14 protein-coding genes and 1 pseudogene are annotated in these 19,117 nt (G+C 67.8%); 8 read left to right on the top strand and 7 right to left on the bottom strand.

Annotated features, from left to right (window positions below):
• Positions 1-175: 175 nt before the first annotated feature.
• The 4 genes from KME82_RS01570 to KME82_RS01585 all read right to left on the bottom strand — a co-directional run bounded on the left by KME82_RS01570 (position 176) and on the right by KME82_RS01585 (position 7,752).
• A complete protein-coding gene (locus KME82_RS01570; RefSeq protein ID WP_215496978.1) occupies positions 176-2,446 on the bottom strand; it encodes a TonB-dependent receptor in 2,271 nt (756 codons plus the stop codon).
• Positions 2,447-3,013: 567 nt separating this feature from the next.
• Positions 3,014-3,895 carry a LysR family transcriptional regulator gene (locus KME82_RS01575; RefSeq protein ID WP_036107659.1) on the bottom strand — a complete coding sequence of 294 codons (882 nt, stop codon included), beginning with the start codon at positions 3,893-3,895 and terminating at the stop codon, positions 3,014-3,016.
• Positions 3,896-4,256: 361 nt separating this feature from the next.
• A complete protein-coding gene (locus KME82_RS01580; RefSeq protein WP_215496979.1) occupies positions 4,257-6,809 on the bottom strand; it encodes a sodium:solute symporter family transporter in 2,553 nt (850 codons plus the stop codon).
• Between the two features lie 88 nt (positions 6,810-6,897).
• On the bottom strand, positions 6,898-7,752 hold the full coding sequence (locus tag KME82_RS01585) for an HpcH/HpaI aldolase/citrate lyase family protein (protein WP_215496980.1): 855 nt from the start codon (positions 7,750-7,752) through the stop codon (positions 6,898-6,900).
• A gap of 365 nt (positions 7,753-8,117) precedes the next feature.
• Here KME82_RS01585 and KME82_RS01590 point away from each other — a divergent pair, with 365 nt between their 5' ends.
• The 5 genes from KME82_RS01590 (at position 8,118) to KME82_RS01610 (ending at position 12,955) form a co-directional block, all read left to right on the top strand.
• Positions 8,118-9,020: an alpha/beta fold hydrolase gene (locus tag KME82_RS01590; protein WP_215496981.1), complete on the top strand. Its 903-nt coding sequence runs from the start codon at positions 8,118-8,120 to the stop codon at positions 9,018-9,020.
• Between the two features lie 7 nt (positions 9,021-9,027).
• Entirely contained in the window at positions 9,028-10,725 is a 1,698-nt protein-coding gene (gene oleC / locus KME82_RS01595) for an olefin beta-lactone synthetase (RefSeq protein ID WP_215496982.1), read from the top strand.
• Between the two features lie 175 nt (positions 10,726-10,900).
• The gene (oleD, locus tag KME82_RS01600; RefSeq protein ID WP_215496983.1) at positions 10,901-11,911 is read left to right on the top strand and encodes a 2-alkyl-3-oxoalkanoate reductase; all 1,011 of its coding nucleotides are present in this window, start codon (positions 10,901-10,903) and stop codon (positions 11,909-11,911) included.
• An 83-nt stretch (positions 11,912-11,994) separates the two neighbouring features.
• Positions 11,995-12,156, top strand: a complete 162-nt coding sequence (locus KME82_RS01605; protein ID WP_036107675.1) for a DUF1328 domain-containing protein — start codon at positions 11,995-11,997, stop codon at positions 12,154-12,156.
• Positions 12,157-12,292: 136 nt separating this feature from the next.
• On the top strand, positions 12,293-12,955 hold the full coding sequence (locus tag KME82_RS01610; protein WP_215496984.1) for a ubiquinone biosynthesis accessory factor UbiJ: 663 nt from the start codon (positions 12,293-12,295) through the stop codon (positions 12,953-12,955).
• Positions 12,956-13,018: 63 nt separating this feature from the next.
• Here KME82_RS01610 and KME82_RS26940 read toward each other — a convergent pair.
• Positions 13,019-13,174, bottom strand: a pseudogene (locus KME82_RS26940) (DUF6053 domain-containing protein); the annotation flags it as partial.
• Here KME82_RS26940 and ubiB point away from each other — a divergent pair.
• From ubiB to KME82_RS01625, 3 genes are all read left to right on the top strand, one after another.
• The gene (ubiB, locus tag KME82_RS01615) at positions 13,146-14,834 is read left to right on the top strand and encodes a ubiquinone biosynthesis regulatory protein kinase UbiB (protein WP_215496985.1); all 1,689 of its coding nucleotides are present in this window, start codon (positions 13,146-13,148) and stop codon (positions 14,832-14,834) included. The pseudogene KME82_RS26940 and the gene ubiB overlap by 29 nt on opposite strands.
• Positions 14,835-15,095: 261 nt before the next feature.
• Positions 15,096-15,806 (top strand): MtnX-like HAD-IB family phosphatase, encoded by a 711-nt coding sequence (locus KME82_RS01620; RefSeq protein ID WP_215496986.1) that lies wholly within the window; start codon positions 15,096-15,098, stop codon positions 15,804-15,806.
• 86 nt (positions 15,807-15,892) lie between these two features.
• Positions 15,893-17,263, top strand: coding sequence for an aspartate aminotransferase family protein (locus KME82_RS01625; protein ID WP_215496987.1), 1,371 nt, complete (start codon positions 15,893-15,895; stop codon positions 17,261-17,263).
• Positions 17,264-17,563: 300 nt separating this feature from the next.
• On the opposite strand, the gene KME82_RS01630 is transcribed toward KME82_RS01625, so the two are convergent.
• Entirely contained in the window at positions 17,564-18,775 is a 1,212-nt protein-coding gene (locus tag KME82_RS01630) for a beta-ketoacyl-[acyl-carrier-protein] synthase family protein (protein WP_215496988.1), read from the bottom strand.
• A gap of 48 nt (positions 18,776-18,823) precedes the next feature.
• Positions 18,824-19,102, bottom strand: coding sequence for an acyl carrier protein (locus tag KME82_RS01635; RefSeq protein WP_215496989.1), 279 nt, complete (start codon positions 19,100-19,102; stop codon positions 18,824-18,826).
• Between the last annotated feature and the right edge of the window lie 15 nt (positions 19,103-19,117).

Here is a 19,117-nt window from a genome sequence, read left to right on the forward strand (position 1 = left end):
GGCTTCGTTCGCAAGGCTTTGAGCGCACGCCAACCCCGCGCAGCCCGCACCCAGGATCAGCAGGCAACAGCGAAGGGCGGCGGAAACGGGCAAGGCATGCGGTCCTGCGTAGCGAAAGCGACCGCCGCGAGCGATCGGGCTCGGCGGCGGTGTCGGGTACGGCCTGGGCGGGTGGTCAGAACTTGAAGGTATGGGTGAGCGACACGGTGCGGCCGCGTCCGGCCCAGTAGTTCTGGAAGCCGCCCGGCGGCTGCGACCAGCTCAGGATGTATTGCTTGTCGAACAGGTTCTCGATGCCGAGCGAGAACTTGCCGTAACGCTCGGTTTCGAAGTTCATGCCCAGGTCGAACAAGGTGTAGCCGTGGGTGCTTTCCTTGAAGCTGAAACGCTGGCCGTCGAAGGCGCGCACGTCGCTGCCCGACAGGTTGCGCGAGAACAGCGTGGTCGCGCCCAGGCTCATGTCGGCGTGCGGCAGAAAGTTCCAGGTCAGGGTCCAGGCGAACTTGTCGGGGTTGATGTCGAGCACGCCCATCGGCTTGTTGGTGGCGCCGGCGGGATAGCGTCCGGCCGCGTCGGCGGCCCAGAACGAGGTCTTGCCGGCGGTGTGCGAGTACACCGCGCTGAACCGCCAGTCCTCGTTGAAGCGCCAGTCGCCCGACAATTCGTAGCCCTTGATCCGCACCGGCGCGCGCAGCAGGACGAAGTCGTTGGTGGCCGGGTCGATCGCCAGCGATTGGCCGTAGTCGGACTTGGAGTCGTAATGCGAAGCGCTCAGCGCGCCGCGCTCGCCGCGCCAGTTGAAGCCGAACTCGGTGTTCTTGACCACGATCGCGTTGAGGTCGAGCAGATCGCCCACGCCGATGCGCGGATCGTTCGGGCAGCCGTCGGGCTGGGTGTCGCCCGGATCGTTGGAGCACTGGATGTTGCGCAGCGGGATGCCGACGTTGGCCAGGGTGAAGCCTTCGCCGTAGGAACCGAACACCGACCAGGCGTCGTTGATGCGCCACACCGCGCCGAGGTTCTTCAAGGTTTCCTGGTATTCGAGCGTGCCGCCGTCGACGTGGCGGCGATCGCGGTACCAGGTGGTGGTGTAGCTGTCGACGTGCAGTTCGCCGTCTTCGCGGCGCAGGCCGCCCGACAGCGTGACCGGGCCGATGTCCCACGACAGCTGCGCCCACGGCGCCTTGCTGCTGTATTCCATCGGCGGCACCCACAGCCGGTTGGTCAGCGCCAGGCGTTGCTGCGCGGTATCCTTGACCAGGTCCAGGCCGACCCGCAGTTCCAGGCCGCTGACCGAGAACAGCGACGGCCGCGCCCACGAGGTGCGCAGGCCCTTCTTGTTGGTGACGATTTCGGACTGGTCGTAGATCGTGTCCATCGGCGCGATCAACGGGTCCTGCTTGTCGATCGTGTTTTCCGGCAGGTAGCGCATTTCCTGATCGGCCTTGTAGGCGTTGACGGTCAGGGTGCCGCCGAAGAAATCCGAATGGATGTAGCTGAGCTGGTATTGCTTGAAGTCGTTGATCGCGGCCTTGGAGCCGAAGATCGAGCCGCGCTCGGAGGTGTTGGTGCGGGTTTCGCCGCACAGCGCGGCTTCGTCCGGGCGGCAGCCCAGCACCTGCACGTAGTTGGCCTTGCCTTCGATGCTGAAGTGGCTGACCGAGCCTTCGATGCGCTGCACGCCGTCTTCGCCGAAGTTGTAGCCGGCCTTGATGAACAGGTTGCGCGCTTCGGTATCGGACAACGAGCCGCTGGTGTTCATGCCGATGCGGCGGCCGTTGCCGTCGTAGGTGATGCCGCGGTCGAGGAACGAGGCGGCGGTGATCATGTCGAAGTTGCCGGCCTTGCGCGCGAAGGTCGCGCCGAGCTTCCAGCCGGCGCTGTCGTCCTTGAACTGGGTGGTGTAGCGCGAGGTGATGGTGAACTCGTTGCCTTCCTTGGTCGGCGCCGCGGACAGGTAGTTGATGATGCCGCCGGCCGCGCCGATGCCTTCGGAGGCCGACGGGCCGTTGATGACTTCGATCCGGCCGACGACGCCCATGTCGGTGAAGGTGCCGTTGCGGGTGCCTTCGCGCAGCGGCGAGCCCTGCGGCACGCCGTCGAACAGGCGCAGGGCGACGCGGCCGCGCAGGTTTTCGCCGGTGTTGCTCATCGCCTGCGAGGACTCGGCGTAGCCGGGCACGGTGCGCGCGAGCACCGCGGTGGCGTCCTCGGTCAGCACCAGGCTGCGGGCGAGTTCGGCCTTGGACACCAGGGTGATCGCGCCGGGAATCTTGTCGACCGCCTTGGGGCTGCGGGTGCCGGTGACGACGACGTTGTCGAGGTCGACGGCGGCTTTGTCGCTGGCGGGCGTGGCGGCGGGGTCGGTGTCTTGCGCGTAGCTGGTGCCCGCGAAGGTGGAGAGCAGCAGGACGCTGCTGATCGCGGCGGTAAGTGGCTTGAGCATGTCGGTCTCGTTGAGTGCCGGTGATCGAGCCTGCGCGTGAGGGGGACGCGTGCCCGTGGTGGCGTGCAAAGAACGGCGGCGCTGTCGCTGCTCGCGACCTCTCCCTGTCGCGCCGATGTCTTTGCAGGTTCGAGGCGAGCCTATGCGCTCGCTGTCACAGTTGGAACCGACGCGGAGTATGTTCACAGACTAGGTTTTGTTGTCTTAAGCGCTGCGGGTCGATAGCAAAAGTTTTGTCGCATTGCAGCATCGGTCCGCGCGATGCACGACGTCGCGGTAAAAACGGCAAGACCGCCGCGGGCGTCCTGCCGACGGCGGTCTTTGGGGAGGTCCGAGGATTGATCGACAGCGGGCGAAACAAGGCGGTGCGAGCGCATCGACCGTCGTGTTCGCGAGCAGCCTAACCGCCGTATCGGCGTGTTGGAACCCGAAAATGCGCGAGTACGACCAAGGTTCTAGTTGCATGTGCGCAACGTCATCCCTCGGTGTGACCACGCTGCGCCGATGCTTGCGCGTGAGTCAATCGGCAAGGTGGCATGGCGTCACCAGCGATGCTCAACCCAGGTCTCAACGTGCTTGCGAGGTCATCGCCTTGCGGCTTTCGCGCAGGAACGCGGTGACCAGGCGCACGCGCACGCTGGAGCGCGACCAGACGATGCCGATGCAGCGTTTGGCGGTCGAATCGGTCAGCGGGATGCGCGCCAGTTGCAGGCCTTCGGGCCACGGCGGCGCCCAGTCGGGCACCAGCGACACGCCCAGGCCGCGATCGACCATCACCGCGATCGCGTTGAGCGCATTCAGTTCGAAGCGCTCGCGCGGCACGATGTTGGCCGCGCGCAGGTATTCGTCGGCCTGGCGGCCGCCCCAGTGGTGGCGGTCGTAGCGGATCAGCGGCTGGGTCGACAGCAGTTCGCGCGGATCGCGCCCGGCCATGCTGCGCGGCGCGAGCACGATCAGCGGCTCTTCGCGCAGCAGCTGCCACTCGCAGGTCTTGGGCAGCGGGAACGGCGCCTGCAGCACCACCGCGGCATCGATGTCGCCCTTTTCGACTGAATGGTACAGATCGGCCGAATAGCCGGGCTGGATGAACACGTTGATGCCCGGAAACGATTCGACCATGCGCGCGAGCACGTCCGGCAGCATCCCGGCCAGCGCGGTCGGGCAGGCGCCTAGGCGCAGCTCGCCGGAGATTTCGCTGTCGTTGGCGACGCTGCGCAGGTCGGCGACGTTGCGCAGCAGTTCGCGTGTGCGCGGCAGGATCCGCGCGCCTTCCTCGGTGACGCTGACGGTGCGGCCCACGCGCGCGATCAGCGGCGCGCCGATCTCGCGTTCGAGCGTGCGGATCTGCTGCGCGACCGCGGCCGGGGTGATGTTGAGCACGCGCGCGGCGGCGGCCATCGAGCCCTGATCGACCACGGTCACGAAGGTATTGAGGAACTGGGTTTCCACGGGGCACCAGTGGGGGAACGGGAATCGGGAATCGAGAGTCGGGAATCGGTAAAGCACTTACGCTGGCGGTTGATGACTCGCCAGCTACGTTGGTTCAACTCAATACATCAACCCTGGCCGCAGTGCCAGCCGCGCTGGCCTTTGATCTTCCGATTCCCTATTCCCGATTCACTATTCCCGGCTCCACGCAATACCAGCCGCGCTGGCTTTTGATCTTCCGATTCCCTACTCCCGATTCCCGATTCCCGTCTCCACGCAGTGCCAGCCGCGCCGGCCTTTGATCTTCCGATTCCCTACTCCCGATTCCCCATTCCCGGCTCCACGCAGTGCCAGCCGCGCCGGCTTTTGATCTTCCGATTCCCTACTCCCGATTCCCGATTCCCGTCTCCACCGCCCGATCGCGAAAAATCGTCAACCCGTTCAACGACTGCCGCGGCGCCGGGAAGAACAGGCTGGCGACATAGCCGATCACGATGCACAGCAGGATCGAGATCGCCAGGTAGTAGTACGGATGGACCATCTGCAAGGTCCAGATGCCCAGGGTCAGCGCGATGCTCGCGGCGATGCCGATCGCCACGCCCTGCCAGTTGGCGCGGCGGGTGAACATGCCCAGCGTGTAGGCGCCGGCGAAGCCGCCGCCGAGCAGGCCGGCCAGTTCGATCGACAGGTCGAACAACGAGTGGATGTCGAACTTCGACAGCAGCAGCGCGGTGCCGATGCCGATCAGGCCGACCACCACGGTCATGACCTCGGCGAAGAACACGCTCTGCTTTGGCGTGCGGTTCTTCGCCAGCTTGTCGTAGAAGTCCACCGAAATCAGCGTCGCCACCGAATTCATGATCCCCGACAACGTGGCCATCGCCGCGGCGAAGATGCCGGCGATGATCAGCCCGGTCACGCCTACGGGGAGTTCGGCGGCGATGAACATCGGGAAGGTCGCATCGATCGGCAGCAGCGGGTTCATCCGCTCCGGGTTGTTCTTGTAGTAGACGAACAGCGAGGTGCCGATGGTGTAGAAGATGATCCCGCCGGGGATGGTGATCGCGGCGAAGGCCCAGATCGAACGCCCGGCTTCCTTGTCGGACTTGGTCGACAAGGTGCGCTGCATCAGCACCTGGTCCTTGGGGAAGGTCAGCACCACTTCGAACACCACCAGGAACAAGAAGCCCCAGACCGTGGCCTTGGTCATGTCGAAGCTGAAGTCGAAGGTGTGCATCTTGTCGAGCGACATCGCGGTGGACCAGTACTGGTCGAAGCCGCCGGGCAGGTGCCAGATCATGAAGCCGATCGCGAACAGCGCGCCGCCCATCTTGACGATGACCTGGACGAAGTCGGTCCAGATCACCGCCTTCATCCCGCCCATCGCGGTGTAGACGATGGTGAAGCCGCCCATCAGGATCACGCTCCAGAACACGCTGATGCCGGTGATGGTGGCGATGCCGAGCGCGGGCAGGAACAAGATCACGCTCATGCGGCTGCCGATCTGGACCACGATGCAAAGCGCGCTGGCGAGCATGCGGATCGCCGGATGGAAGCGCGTTTCCAGGTACGAGAACACCGACATCAGGTCGAGCCGGCGCAGCAGCGGCACGATCCACACCGCCACGAACATCAGCCCGAGCACGCCGATGACGTTGTTGGCCAGGTACTGCCAGTTGGTTTCGAACGCCTTGGCCGGAATGGCGATGAAGCTGATCGAGCTGGTGTTGGCCGCGTACAGGCTCACGCCCGCGGCCCAGAACGGGATGCTGCGGCCGCCGACGAAGAAGCTGCTGGTCGAGCCGCGCTTCTCGCGTAGGTAGAAGAACAGGCCGATGCCGATCATGCCGCCCAGGTAGACCACGATCACCACCCAGTCCAGCCAGTGCAGGCCGAGCTTGCGCGCCTGCACCTGGGCGGTGGCGAATTCGACGCGCTGGCCGTCGGCGGACGCGCGCGCCCACATCAGACCATCGGGCCAGCTCGCGGTGGCGGTTGCGCCGGCGGCGACCTGCGCGCCGGGCAAGGTCGCCCAGGAGCCGGTGATGGTCTGGTAGATCATCAGTTTCGCCGCGGCCTGGGCGTTGGCCGGGTCGATGATCGGGTACAGCACGTGGGCCTGGCCGGTCGCGCGGCCGGCGCCGGGCAGGACCTGACCGGGGACGCGGCTGACTTCGCTCCACTGGTTTTCCGGCGACCGGCGCAGCATGCGGTCGGCGCCGCCGTGCGGATCGGCGACGATCACGAACAACGCGCGGGTCTGCGCGACCAGCGAGCGCGGCGCGGCGGCGCCGGGCCAGCCCGGCAGCGAGGTCCAGGCCGCGGCTTCGTCGGCGAGCGGCCGCTGCAGCAGGTGCGCGCTGCCGTCGGCGGCGAGGCCGGCAACAAACAGGCTGTCGCCCGACAGGGTCGCGCGCAACGACGACAGCGCGATCGGCAATGGCGGCAGCGGTTTCAGGTCGAGGCGGGCGTCGCTGGGAGTCAGGCGGGCGATGACCGGCGCGGTTGCGGGTGCGCTGGACGGTTCGGTTTTGGAAGCGGCGGCTTCGGAAGGCACCGCTTCGGAAGGAGCCGATTCAGAAGTAGCGGCGTTCGCCTGCGCATCGGCGGGCAACAGGTAGGCGCGGGTTCCGTCTCCGATCACCGCGCCGGCCCGCGCCGCGCCGGTCCATTGCAACGGCAGCCAGTGCTTGCGCTCGGCGTCCAGGCGCCAGGCCTGATCGCGGGTCAACGCAACCGTGCGCCCGTCGACGGTCGCCATGCCGACCAGCGGCGCGGACGTGTCCAGCGCCGGCAAGGTGCCGGCGAGCAGCGGCGTCAACGGTTCGGCCTGCAGCGGCGCGGCCAGGGCCAGGCCCGCGCACAAGCCCAGCGCCACCGCTTTGGCGCGCACGCCGCGACAAACAAGCGCGAACGCCGAGGAAAATTGCGACATCGAATTACGCCCCATCATCGACGCGAACCGGAACGTCCGGCCCGCGGTATTGCCATGTCAGCCTCGATGCCGCGCGCCAATGCGCCGCTCACGTCCGCCGCGCCGAGGCCAGCAGCGCCTGCGCCCGCTTGAGGAACGGCAGGTCGATCATGCGCCCGTCGACCACGAACACGCCGCGGCCGCCGTCGGGCGCGGCCTGCGCGGCGTCGACGATGCGCCGCGCCGCGTCCAGCTCGGCCGGGGTCGCGGCGAAGGCGCTGTTGGCCAGCGCGACCTGACGCGGATGCAGGCAGGTCTTGCCGAGAAAACCGAGCCGGCGCGCGGCCCGCGCCTCGGCCACGTAACCGGCTTCGTCGTGCAGGTCGGCGTAGGCGCTGTCGAGCGCGAACACGTCGGCGGCGGCCGCGGCCATGCGCACGGCGAACATCGCCGAGTGGACGTTGGCCAAGTCGTAGCGCTCGATGCCCGCGCCTTCGAACAGATCGGCCAGGCCGAGCTGCAACCCGGCCACGCGCGGATGCGCGGCGGCGATGTCGGCCGCATGCAGCAGCGCGCGCGGGGTTTCGATATTGACCAGCAGCCGGATCGGCCGGCTCGCGCCGTTGAGCGCTTCGGCGCGCTCGATCGCGGCGATGGCCTCGCGCAGCGCATCGGCCGATTCGATCTTGGGCAGGTTGATCAGGGCCACGCCGTCGCGCGCGACCGCGGCCAGGTCGGCGGCGAAATGCGCCGAGTCCGGATCGTTGACCCGCACGATGATGACTTTGCGCGATGCGGCGACCGCCTCGGAGCCGACGAAGGCGGCGACCGCGATGCGCGCGGCGGCCTTGCGCTCCTCGGCCACGGCGTCTTCCAGGTCCAGCGACAGCGCGTCGGCGTCGCCGGCCAGGGCCTTGTCGAACAGCTCCGGCCGTACCCCGGGCACGAACAGCTTGCTACGCATACGGCCACCGCGGCGGATCGAGATCACTCATGGCCCCGGAGTGTGCGTCAAGCAAACAGTGGCAATCGCACAGGGGTCGCATGTTCAAACGATAGGTTTTGTATTGAGTGGGGCTGGGAATCGGGAATGGGGAATCGGAAGGGCGGGGGCGCGGCGATTGGGAGGGTGCGCAGTTTCCTTGGGAGGTGGTTTTAGCCCCTACACCCGAAGTCGCACGGCCACATCCGCCGGCGGCAGTGTTCGAATCGCGGATCACCACGGCCGATTCTCGATTCCCAATTCCCGATTCCCGGTCCCCAAACAACCGATAATGTCGCCCTGTCCGCCAGGCCCGCCCCCCGCGCGCGCCGCTTACCGAGTCGCCGATGACGTCCAGCTCCCGCTTCCCCGACTATCCCTTCCAGCCGCAGCGTTTCGAGGTCCGCCCGGGCATCGGCATGAGCTATCTCGACGAGGGCCCGCGCGACGGCGAAGTCGTGGTGATGCTGCACGGTAACCCGTCGTGGAGCTTTTACTGGCGCAAGCTGGTCGCCGGGCTCAGCGATCGCTACCGCTGCATCGTCCCCGACCACGTCGGCATGGGCCTGTCCGACAAGCCCGACGACGCCGGCTACGAGTACACCCTGCAATCGCGCGTCGACGACGTGGAAACCTTGTTGCGCCACCTGGGCATCAGCGGCCCGATGACCCTGGCCGTCCACGACTGGGGCGGCGGCATCGGCTTTGGCTGGGGGCTCACCCATTCCGATCAGATCAAGCGGCTGGTGATCACCAACACCGGCGCGTTCCCGCTGCCGGCGGCCAAGCCGCTGCCCAAGCGCCTGCGCCTGGGCCGCGATTCGTCGATCGGCACCGGCCTGATCCGCGGCTTCAACGCCTTCGCCGGCGGCGCCTCGCGCCTGGGCGTGGTCAAGCCGATGCCGGCCGAGGTGCGCCGCGCCTATGTCGCGCCGTACGACAGCTGGGCCAACCGCATCGCCACCTCGCGCTTCGTCCAGGACATTCCGCTGGGCGAGGGCGACAAGGCCTGGTCGCTGGTGCAGGCGATGGGCCGCAAGCTGCCCGAATACGCCGACCGACCGGCGTTCATCGGCTGGGGCCTGGCCGATTTCGTGTTCGACCATCATTTCCTCAAGGGCTTCACCGACGCGCTGCCGCAGGCGCAGGTGCATGCGTTCAAGGACGCCGGGCATTACGTGCTGGAAGACAAGGCCGAGCTGCTCGTGCCGGAGATCCGCGCCTTCCTCGATCGCCACCCGCTGAGCTGAGGCCCGCATGGACGCCGACGTATCCGTTTCGACCGAACCCGCAGCGCCTGAGATCGCGATCTGCAACATCGCCTCGGCCTTGCCGCGGCTGGCCGCGCAATCGCCGCAGCGCGTGGCGATGCGCTGCCCCGGCACGCGTCGCGCCGACGGCCTGGCCCGTTACGACGTCGAGCTGACCTACGGCGAACTCGACCGCCGCAGCGACGCGATCGCCGCCGGCCTGGCGAAGCGCGGGATCGTGCGCGGCACCCGCGCGGCGATCATGGTGCGGCCGTCGCCGGAGTTCTTCCTGCTGATGTTCGCCCTGTTCAAGGCCGGTGCGGTGCCGGTGCTGATCGACCCGGGCATCGACAAGCGCGCGCTGCGCCAATGCCTGGACGAGGCCGCGCCGGAAGCCTTCATCGGCATTCCGCTGGCGCACGTCGCCCGGGTGGTGCTGGGCTGGGCGAAGTCGGCGCGCATCCGCATCACCACCGGCCAGCGCGCGTTCCTGGCCGACGACACGCTCGAACGGGTCGAGCGCGCCGGCGCCGGCGTGGGTTCGCAACTGGCCGACACCCGGCCCGACGAAGTCGCCGCGATCGTGTTCACCAGCGGCTCGACCGGCGTGCCCAAGGGCGTGGTGTTCCGCCATCGCCACTTCGTCGCCCAGATCGAGATGATGGGCGAGGCCTTCGGCATCGTGCCCGGCGGCGTCGACCTGCCGACGTTCCCGCCGTTCGCCCTGTTCGACCCGGCGCTGGGCCTGACCTCGATCATTCCCGACATGGACCCGACCCGGCCGGCGCAGGCCGATCCGGTCAAGCTGCTCGATTCGATCAGCCGCTTCGGTTGCGATCAGCTGTTCGGCTCGCCGGCGCTGATGGCGGTGCTCGCGCGGCACGGCCAGCCGATGCCGACGATCAAGCGGGTCACCTCGGCCGGCGCGCCGGTGCCGCCGGACACGGTCGCGCGCCTGCGCGAACTGCTGCCCGACGACGCCCAGTTCTGGACCCCGTACGGCGCCACCGAATGCCTGCCGGTGGCGGTGATCGAAGGCCGCGAACTGCAATCCACCCGCGCCGCCACCGAGGCCGGCGCCGGCACCTGCGTCGGCCGCGCGGTGGCGCGCAACGACGTGCGCATCATCCGCATCGACGATGCGCCGATCGAGCGCTGGTCGGACGATTTGATCGTCGAGGCCGGCGTGGTCGGCGAAATCACCGTCGCCGGGCCGACCGCCACCGACAGTTATTTCAATCGCGACGCGATGACCAAGCTGGCGAAGATTCGCGAAAGCATCGACGGCGCCGAGCGCATCGTCCATCGCATGGGCGATGTGGGGTATCTCGACGAACAGGGCCGGCTGTGGTTCTGCGGACGCAAGAGCCACCGGGTCGAGACCGCGAACGGCCCGCTGTACACCGAGCAGGTCGAACCGGTGTTCAACACCCATCCCAAGGTGCGCCGCACCGCGCTGGTCGGCACCGGCACGAAAGGCGCGCAGGTGCCGCTGCTGTGGGTGGAACTGCACAAGCCGCGCATCGGCAACACCGAGCGCGAGCGCATCGTCGAGGAATTGCGCGCGATCGGCGCGGCGCATGCGCATACCGCCGGCATCGAGCGGTTCCGTTTCCATCCGGGGTTCCCGGTCGATATTCGCCATAACGCGAAGATCGGCCGCGAAAAACTCACGTTGCAGGCCCAGGCCACCGAAAGCCGGTAAGCCCTTGTAGGAGCGGCGCGAGCCGCGACCGCGAAACCGCACATACGTCGCAACTGCGATGTCGCGGTCGCGGCTTGCGCCGCTCCTACAATGGGAGCCTGGTGGTTTTGCATCGATCTGGTTTTGGGCGACTTCGCGTGATCACTTTTATCTCTATGACTTCGGGACTGATGCTATGAAGATTTTGGTCACCGGCGGCGGCGGATTTCTCGGCCAGGCGCTGTGCCGCGGCCTGGTCGCGCGCGGCCATGACGTCGTCAGCTTCAACCGCGGCCATTACCCCGCGCTCGATGCGCTCGGCGTGACCCAGGTGCAAGGCGACCTCGCCGATCGCGCCGCGGTGATCGCCGCCGCGCAAGGCTGCGAGGCGATCTTCCACAACGCCGCCAAGGCCGGCGCCTGGGGCAGCTACGACAGCTACCACCAGGCCAACGTGGTCGGCACCGACAACGTCCTCGCGGCCTGCCGCGAACACCGGATCGGCAAACTCGTCTACACCTCCACGCCCAGCGTGACCCACCGCGCGACCCATCCGGTCGAAGGCGGCACCGCCGACACCGTGCCCTACGGCGAAGGCTTCAAGGCCGCGTACGCGACCACCAAGACCATCGCCGAAAAAGCCGTGCTCGCCGCCAACGACGCGCAACTCGCCACCGTCGCGCTGCGTCCGCGCCTGATCTGGGGCGTGGGCGACAATCAACTGCTGCCGCGCCTGGTCCAGCGCGCCAACGCCGGCCGCCTGCGCTTCGTCGGCGACGGCAACAACCGCATCGACACGACCTACATCGACAACGCCGCGCAGGCGCACTTCGATGCGTTCGATCATCTCGCTCCGGGCGCTGCCTGCGCCGGCCGCGCCTACTTCATCAGCAACGGCGAGCCCAAGACCTTGCGCGAAACCCTCAACGGCCTGCTCGGCGCGGTCGGCGCGCCGCAGGTCGACAAGACCTTGCCGTTCGGCGCCGCCTACGCGATCGGCGCGGTGTGCGAGGCGTTGTGGCATGTGCTGCCGCTCAAGGGCGAGCCGCCGATGACGCGGTTTCTCGCCGAGCAATTGTCGACCACGCACTGGTACGACATGGCGCCGGCGACGCGCGACTTCGGTTACGTGCCGAAGGTCAGTTTTCACGAAGGACTCACCCGGCTGAAGGCCGCCTGCACGCAAGCGCCCATCGTCACCGGCTGACAACCTTCGCTGGCACAGGATCGAACCGTGCCATCGGGAACCTGTCCCGATGGTGGCTTTCTCTCATGCCAGGAGGTTCCCCCATGCTTCACTATGCCGCCGTCTTCTTCGTCATCGCGATCATCGCCGCGGTCCTGGGCTTCACCGGCATCGCCGGCGCCGCCAGCAACATCGCCTGGATCTTGTTCGTCGTGTTCGTGATCCTGGCGATCATCTCGCTGTTCCGCGGCCGCAAGGTCGCCTGACCCCGGTCAGACACCGACAACGCTCGACCGTTCCGCCGCCGGCCCGCGCATTGCGCGGGCCGGCGTGCATCGGGCGCCGGCGCTGCCGCCCGGATCGATGCATGGATGCAGCGGAGCACAGGGCTACAATGGCGCCATGACCGCCCCAGATCCCTCGTTCCTGTCTTCGCTCAAGCCACTGGCCGGACGCGCGCTGGAAGCCGCGCTCAACCGCGCGCTGGCGCTCGATCCCGACACCCGCGACAGCCTGCGCACGCTCGACGGCCGCAGCGTCGCCCTGCACCTGGCCTCGCCGCCGCTGGCGCTGCGCATCCTGGTGGCCGGCGAGCGGCTCGAAGTCGGGCCGGTGCGCGACAGCGACGAACCCGATCTGTCGGTGCGCAGCACCCTCGGCGCGATCTTCTCGCAACTGCCCAACCTGCTCGGCGCCGCGCGCAACGAGCAGGCCGCGCCGGTCGGCAAGTTGCGCATCGAAGGCGACGCGGACCTGGCCCGCCGCCTGCAGCGCCTGGCCGAGCGTTTCGATCCGGATTGGCAGCAACCGTTCACCACCGTGTTCGGCGAGGTGGCCGGCGTGCAGATCGCGCACGCGGTGGCCGGCACCCTGCGCCATGCCCGCGACGCCGCCGGCGCGCTGGCCAGCAATGTCGCCGAGTACGTCACCGAGGAATCGCGCGACGTGGTCCCGCGCGACGAACTCAATGCCTTCCACGACGATGTCGATGTGCTGCGCGACGATGTCGAACGCGCCGCCGCGCACGTGGCGCGCCTGCGCGATCGCGCGAGGCGCGGCGCATGAGCCTCGCGGCGCTTCAATCATCGAGGCTTCCCCCTTCGATGGCCCGAGGTCTTTTGTGGGAGGGCCTTCAGGCCCGACGCTTTTCGGCCAGCGGTGGTGACGTTTCGATGCGATCTGAATCAAGAGCGTCGGGGCCGAAGCCCCTCCCACCAAAGACCTCGCAGTGGTGCAGCGATTGCGGGGACGGCGCATGAGGTCCGCCATCCGCGCCTGGCGCATCGGCCGCGTGCTGCTGCGCTACCGGCTCGACGATCTGCTCGACGGCACTCCGGTCGAGCGCTGGCTCAAGCTCGCGCGACCGTTCGTGCCGCGCGCCTCGGCCGAGATCGCCGCGATGTCGCGCGGCGCGCGCCTGCGCCTGGTGCTGCAGGAACTCGGGCCGATCTTCGTCAAGTTCGGGCAGATCCTGTCGACCCGCCGCGACCTGGTGCCGCCGGACATCGCGATCGAGCTGGCCCTGCTGCAAGACCGGGTCGCGCCGTTCGATGGCGAAACCGCGCGCCGCATCGTCGAGGGCACGCTCGAGCGCAGCATCGAGGACGCGTTCGAATCGTTCGATATCGAGCCGCTGGCCTCGGCCTCGATCGCGCAGGTGCATGCCGCGCGGCTGGCGCCGGAAAACGGCAAGCCGGCGCGCGAGGTGGTGGTCAAGGTGCTGCGTCCGGACATCGAGGGCAAGATCGCCGGCGATATCGCGCTGTTGAACGCCCTGGCCGCGCTGGTCGACCGCGCCCATCCCAGCGCCGACAAGATCCGCCCGCGCGCGATCGTCGCCGAAATCGAAAGCACGCTGGCCGCCGAACTGGACCTGCAGCGCGAAGGCGCCAACGCCAGCGTGCTGCGCCGGTTCTGGGCCGACAGCGACGACATGTACGTGCCCGAGGTGATCTGGTCGCATACCAGCGAACGCGCGCTGACCCTGGAGCGCGTCTACGGCATTCCCTCCGACGACATCGCCGCATTGGATGCCGCCGGCATCGACCGCAGCGCGCTCGCGGCCAAGGGCGTGCGGGTGTTCTACACCCAGGTGTTCCGCGACAACTTCTTCCACGCCGATGCGCACGCCGGCAACATCTGGGTCGACAGCGATCCCTCGCGGCGGCGCAATCCGCGCTTCATCGCGCTCGACTTCGGCATCATGGGCCAGTTGTCGGACGAGGATCAGTACTACCTCGCCGAAAACTTCATGGCGATCTTCAACCGCGACTACCGCCGCATCGCCGAGCTGCACGTGCAGGCCGGCTGGATTCCCGCGCACATCCGCATCGACGAACTCGAAGCGGCCACGCGCGCGGTGTGCGAGCCGTATTTCACCCGGCCGCTGAGCGAGATCTCTTTGGCCGAGGTGCTGGTCAAGCTGTTCCGCACCGCGCAGCGTTACGAGCTGACCTTGCAGCCGCAGCTGATCCTGCTGCAGAAAACCCTGCTCAACATCGAAGGCGTGGGCCGCCTGCTCGATCCCAAGCTCGACATCTGGGCGGTGGCGCGGCCGGTGTTGCAACGCATCTTGCTCGAGCGCTACAGCCCGCAGCGGCTGGCGACCGAGTTCCGCAAGCGCCTGCCCGAATTCGTGACCCGCGCGCCGGAGATGCCGCGATTGCTGCACGCGTGGCTGAGCCAGCAGGTCTCGGGCCAGCACGAACTGAAGATGCGTTCGGCCGACATCACCGACCTCAACCGCAGCATCGGCGACGCGGTGCGCCGCACCGTCGCGGCGATTCTCGGCACCGGCCTGCTGATCGTGGCGGCGGTGCTGTTCGGACTGGAGGCCGGTGGACCGCGCCTGTGGTCGATTCCTGCATCGTCGTGGATCGCCGGGCTGGGCGGCTTGTGGGCGTTGCTGGCGGCGTGGCCGCGGCGCAAGCGCGGCTCGCCTTGAACCACGCCGGCGGTCCGGCCGGCCTGCGAAACCAAGCTCTCACGACGATCCCCTCTTTTGTGGAGGGGCGGGAGGGTTTTGCTCGTGGCGCTTGCCGGTGCGGCTCCGCCCGACCTGCCCGGGCAACCGCCTGGCCATGGCGCCGCCACGGGCCAGCCTGAACGATCGCAATCGGCCGATTGCGGCGGGCGGCGGAACCGAAAGGAGTGCGAAAGGAAGCCCGCATAGGCTGCGCTCATCGCCACTGCCGACGATCCGCGCATGAACCCTGGCTGGAACATCCTGTGCGACTTCGACGGCACCATCGCCCTCGACGATGTAACCGACACCTTGCTGGAACGTTTCGCGCGTCCCGGCTGGGAGCTGATCGAGGCGGCCTGGAAAGCCGGGCGGATCGGTTCGCGCGAATGCATGAGCGGCCAGATCGCCTTGATCGACGCCGACCGCGACGAAGTCGATGCAGTGCTCGACGGCCTGCGCATCGATCCGGGCTTTCACGATTTCGTCCGCGCCTCGCAGCGTGCCGGGATCGGCATGAGCGTGGTCAGCGACGGACTCGACTACGCGATCCACCGCATTCTCGGCCGGCATGGGCTCGACGGTCTGCCGGTGATCGCCAATCGCCTGCTGCAGACCGCGCCGCGCGAGTGGCGGATCGAATTTCCGCACGCCGGCACGCAATGCCGCAGCGGCACCTGCAAATGCTCGTGCGCGCGCCGCGAAACCGCGGCGCGCAAGCGCGTGCTGCTGATCGGCGACGGCCAGTCCGATTTCTGCGTGGCCACCGAGGCCGACTTCGTATTCGCCAAGGGCAAGCTGATCGAGCATTGCCGGCAAAACCATATCCCGCACGCGCCGATCGGCGGTTTTCTCGAGGCGCTGGCGTTGCTGCCGTCGCTGCTCGATGGGCTGTTCGAAGCGCAGACGCAGCGGGCCGAACGACTTCTCAACACACGAGTCCGTACTCCATGAACGACGCCTCATTGTTGGCCGAACAAGCCCCGGACAGCTCCCACGCAGCGGGCCCGATTGCTTCTCAACACTCCAGTCCGCACCCCATGAGCGACGCCTCACTGTTGGCCGACGAGGCCCGGTATTGCTCTTTCGGCGACACCGTTCACTACAGCGATCCGCCGAAAATCTTCACCCGCTGCGATGGCAGCTACCTCTACGACGCGGCCGGCACCGAGTTCCTCGATCTGCAGATGTGGTATTCGGCGGTCAATTTCGGCTACTCGAACCCGCGTCTGAACAATGTGCTCAAGCAGCAGATCGATACCCTGCCGCAGGTCGCCAGCCAGTACCTGCATCCGGGCAAGATCGAACTGGCAAAGATCGTCGCCCAGGACGCCGAGAAGAAGTGGGGCCGCAAGGGGCGTGTGCATTTCAACGTCGGCGGTTCGCAGTCGGTCGAGGATTCGCTCAAGATCGTGCGCAACGCCAGCGGCGGCAAGAGCCTGATGTTCGCCTTCGAAGGCGGCTATCACGGCCGCACCCTCGGCGCGTCGGCGATTACCTCCTCGTATCGCTATCGCCGTCGCTACGGTCATTTCGACCGCGCGCAGTTCGTCGAATTCCCGTACCACTTCCGTGGCCCCAAGGGCATGTCGAAGGAAGAGTACGGCGAGCATTGCGTGGCGAAGTTCGAGCGCCTGTTCGAGACCGAGTACAACGGCGTGTGGGACCCGAAGGTCGGCCAGTGCGAGTACGCGGCGTTCTACATCGAGCCGATCCAGGGCACCGGCGGCTACGTGATTCCGCCGCCGAATTTCTTCGTCGGGCTCAAGCGCGTGCTGGACAAGTACGGAATCCTGCTGGTCGTCGACGAAATCCAGATGGGCTTCTTCCGCACCGGCAAGCTGTGGTCGATCGAGCATTTCGGCGTGCAGCCGGACGTGCTGGTGTTCGGCAAGGCGCTGACCAACGGCCTCAATCCGCTTGCCGGCATCTGGGCGCGCGAGGAGCTGATCAACCCCACCATCTTCCCGCCGGGCTCAACCCATTCGACCTTCGCCTCCAATCCGCTCGGCACCGCGGTCGGACTGGAGACGATGAAGATGCTGGCCGAGACCGACTACGAAAGCATGGTCATGGCCAGCGGCGCGCACTTCCTCGCCGGCCTGAAGGACCTGCAGCGCCGGCATCCGGAAATCGGCGACGTCGACGGCCTCGGCCTGGCGCTGCGCGCGGAAATCTGCGAAGCCGACGGCTTCACCCCGAACAAGAAGCTGCTCGACCGCATGGCCGACATCGGCCTGGCCGGCGAGCTCGATCACAACGGCAAGAAGATGGGCCTGGTCCTCGACGTCGGCGGCTATTACAAGAACGTGATCACCCTGGCGCCGTCGTTGCACATCACCGGGCAGGAAATCGACCTGAGCCTGAGCCTGCTGGATCAGCTGCTGACCCGCGCCAAGAACTCGTTGTGAGCGCGGCCGACGATGGCGCCGAACCCGTGCTGCGTCATCGTCGTGCCGCGTCCGCGCGGTTTCGTCCCCGCCGCGGCGGGTTCTGAAATCGCCCGCGGCGGTCGCGGGCCACGCGTGCGCGCGGCACCGAGTGGTCGACGCCGCCGTTTCGCCTCGGGCGCGACGGCGGCGTTGGTATTGGCGGCAGCGCGGCGCGAGCGGGTTTCGGATCGAACAGATGCGAACGGCCGCCATGCCGCGGATGGCGCATCGTGCCGGACCGGCGGCGGCGTCGCTCGCGGCGAAAGCCGCGCCTTCGGCTCATTCCGCGCGACGGATCGCAAGCACCGCGTTGAGCCCACCGAACGCGAACGAGTTCGACAGCGCCGCATCGACGCGGCGCTCGCGTGCGATGTTCGGCACGTAGTCGAGATCGCATTGCGGGTCGGGATCGATGAAGTTGGCGGTCGGCGGCACCGCTTGCTCGTTCAGCGCGCCGATCGCGGCGATCAGTTCCAGCGCGCCGGCGGCGCCCAGCGCATGACCGTGCACGGCCTTGGTCGAGGACACCGCGATCGTATCGGCGTGGGCGCCGAACACTTCGCGAATCGCGCGGCTTTCGGTCGGATCGTTGAGCGGCGTGGCGGTGCCGTGGGCGTTGATGTAGCCGATCGATTCGGGCGCCAGCCGGGCGTCGGCGAGCGCGCGCCGGATCGCGTTGGCCGCGCCGGCCTGCGACGGCAGCACGATGTCGCTGGCGTCCGACGACATGCCGGCGCCGGCGAACTCGGCCAGGATCGTCGCCCCGCGTCGGCGCGCATGTTCGTATTCTTCCAGCACGAAGATCGCCGCGCCTTCGCCGAGCACCAGGCCGCGCCGTTGCAGGCAGAACGGCCGGCAGGTGTCTTCGGCGAGCACGCGCATCGCTTCCCAGGCCTTGGTCAGGCCCAGGGTGATGCAGGCTTCCGCGCCGCCGCTGAGGGCGACGTCGACGCTGCCGCCGCGGATCATCTGCAGGGCCTGGGCGAGCGCGTGATTGGACGAGGCGCAGGCGCTGACCACGGCGAAGGCCGGTCCGGTCACGCCGTACTCGATGCTCAGCTGGCAGGCCGGCGCGTTCGCCATCACCCGCACGATCGTGAACGGATGCACGCGGCCGTTCTCGCCATACAGGCGCCGGCTGGCTTCGGCGTTGCTGGTTTCGCCGCCGACCGCGGTACCGACGATGACCGCGGTGCGATCGCGCAGGCCGTCGGTTTCGAAATCCAGGCCCGATTGGCGCACCGCTTCGCGCGCGCTGACCAGGGCGAACTGCGAGACGCGGTCGAGCAACGCCAGGCGCTTGTCGTCGAAATGGGCGAGCGGATCGTAGCCGCGTACCTCGGCCGCGATCGGCGCGCGCAACACCTCGGCCGCGACGGCCTGGATCGGGCCAATGGCGCTGCGTCCGGCGAGCATCTCGCGCCAGCAGCTCGGCGCATCGTGGCCGAGGGCGCTGATCGCGCCCATGCCGGTAATCACCACACGTCGCATCGGGATCTCCACTGGGTTGGATCGCGCGGCTCGCTGCCGCGCGCGCGCTCAGGCGGCGCTGGGGGCGGAGGCTTTGGGCGTGGCGGCGGCATCGATGGCCTGGCGCACCGCGTTGAGCAGGCCCTGCACCGAACCGTTGTCGAAATCGGGATCGCGGTCGGGCAGGGTGACGCCGAAATGTTCTTCGATGTCGAAGATGATCTCGATCGCCTCGAGCGAATCGACGCCGAGGTCTTTCAAGGTGGATTCGGGGGTGATCGTGGCGATGTCGATGCCGCCCAGTCTGGCGACGATCTCGAACACCTGTTGTTCGACGGTCTGGGTCATCGTGACGCTCCTTCC

It is taken from the genome of Lysobacter capsici (assembly GCF_018732085.1).
In the GTDB taxonomy this organism is placed as follows: domain Bacteria; phylum Pseudomonadota; class Gammaproteobacteria; order Xanthomonadales; family Xanthomonadaceae; genus Lysobacter; species Lysobacter capsici_A.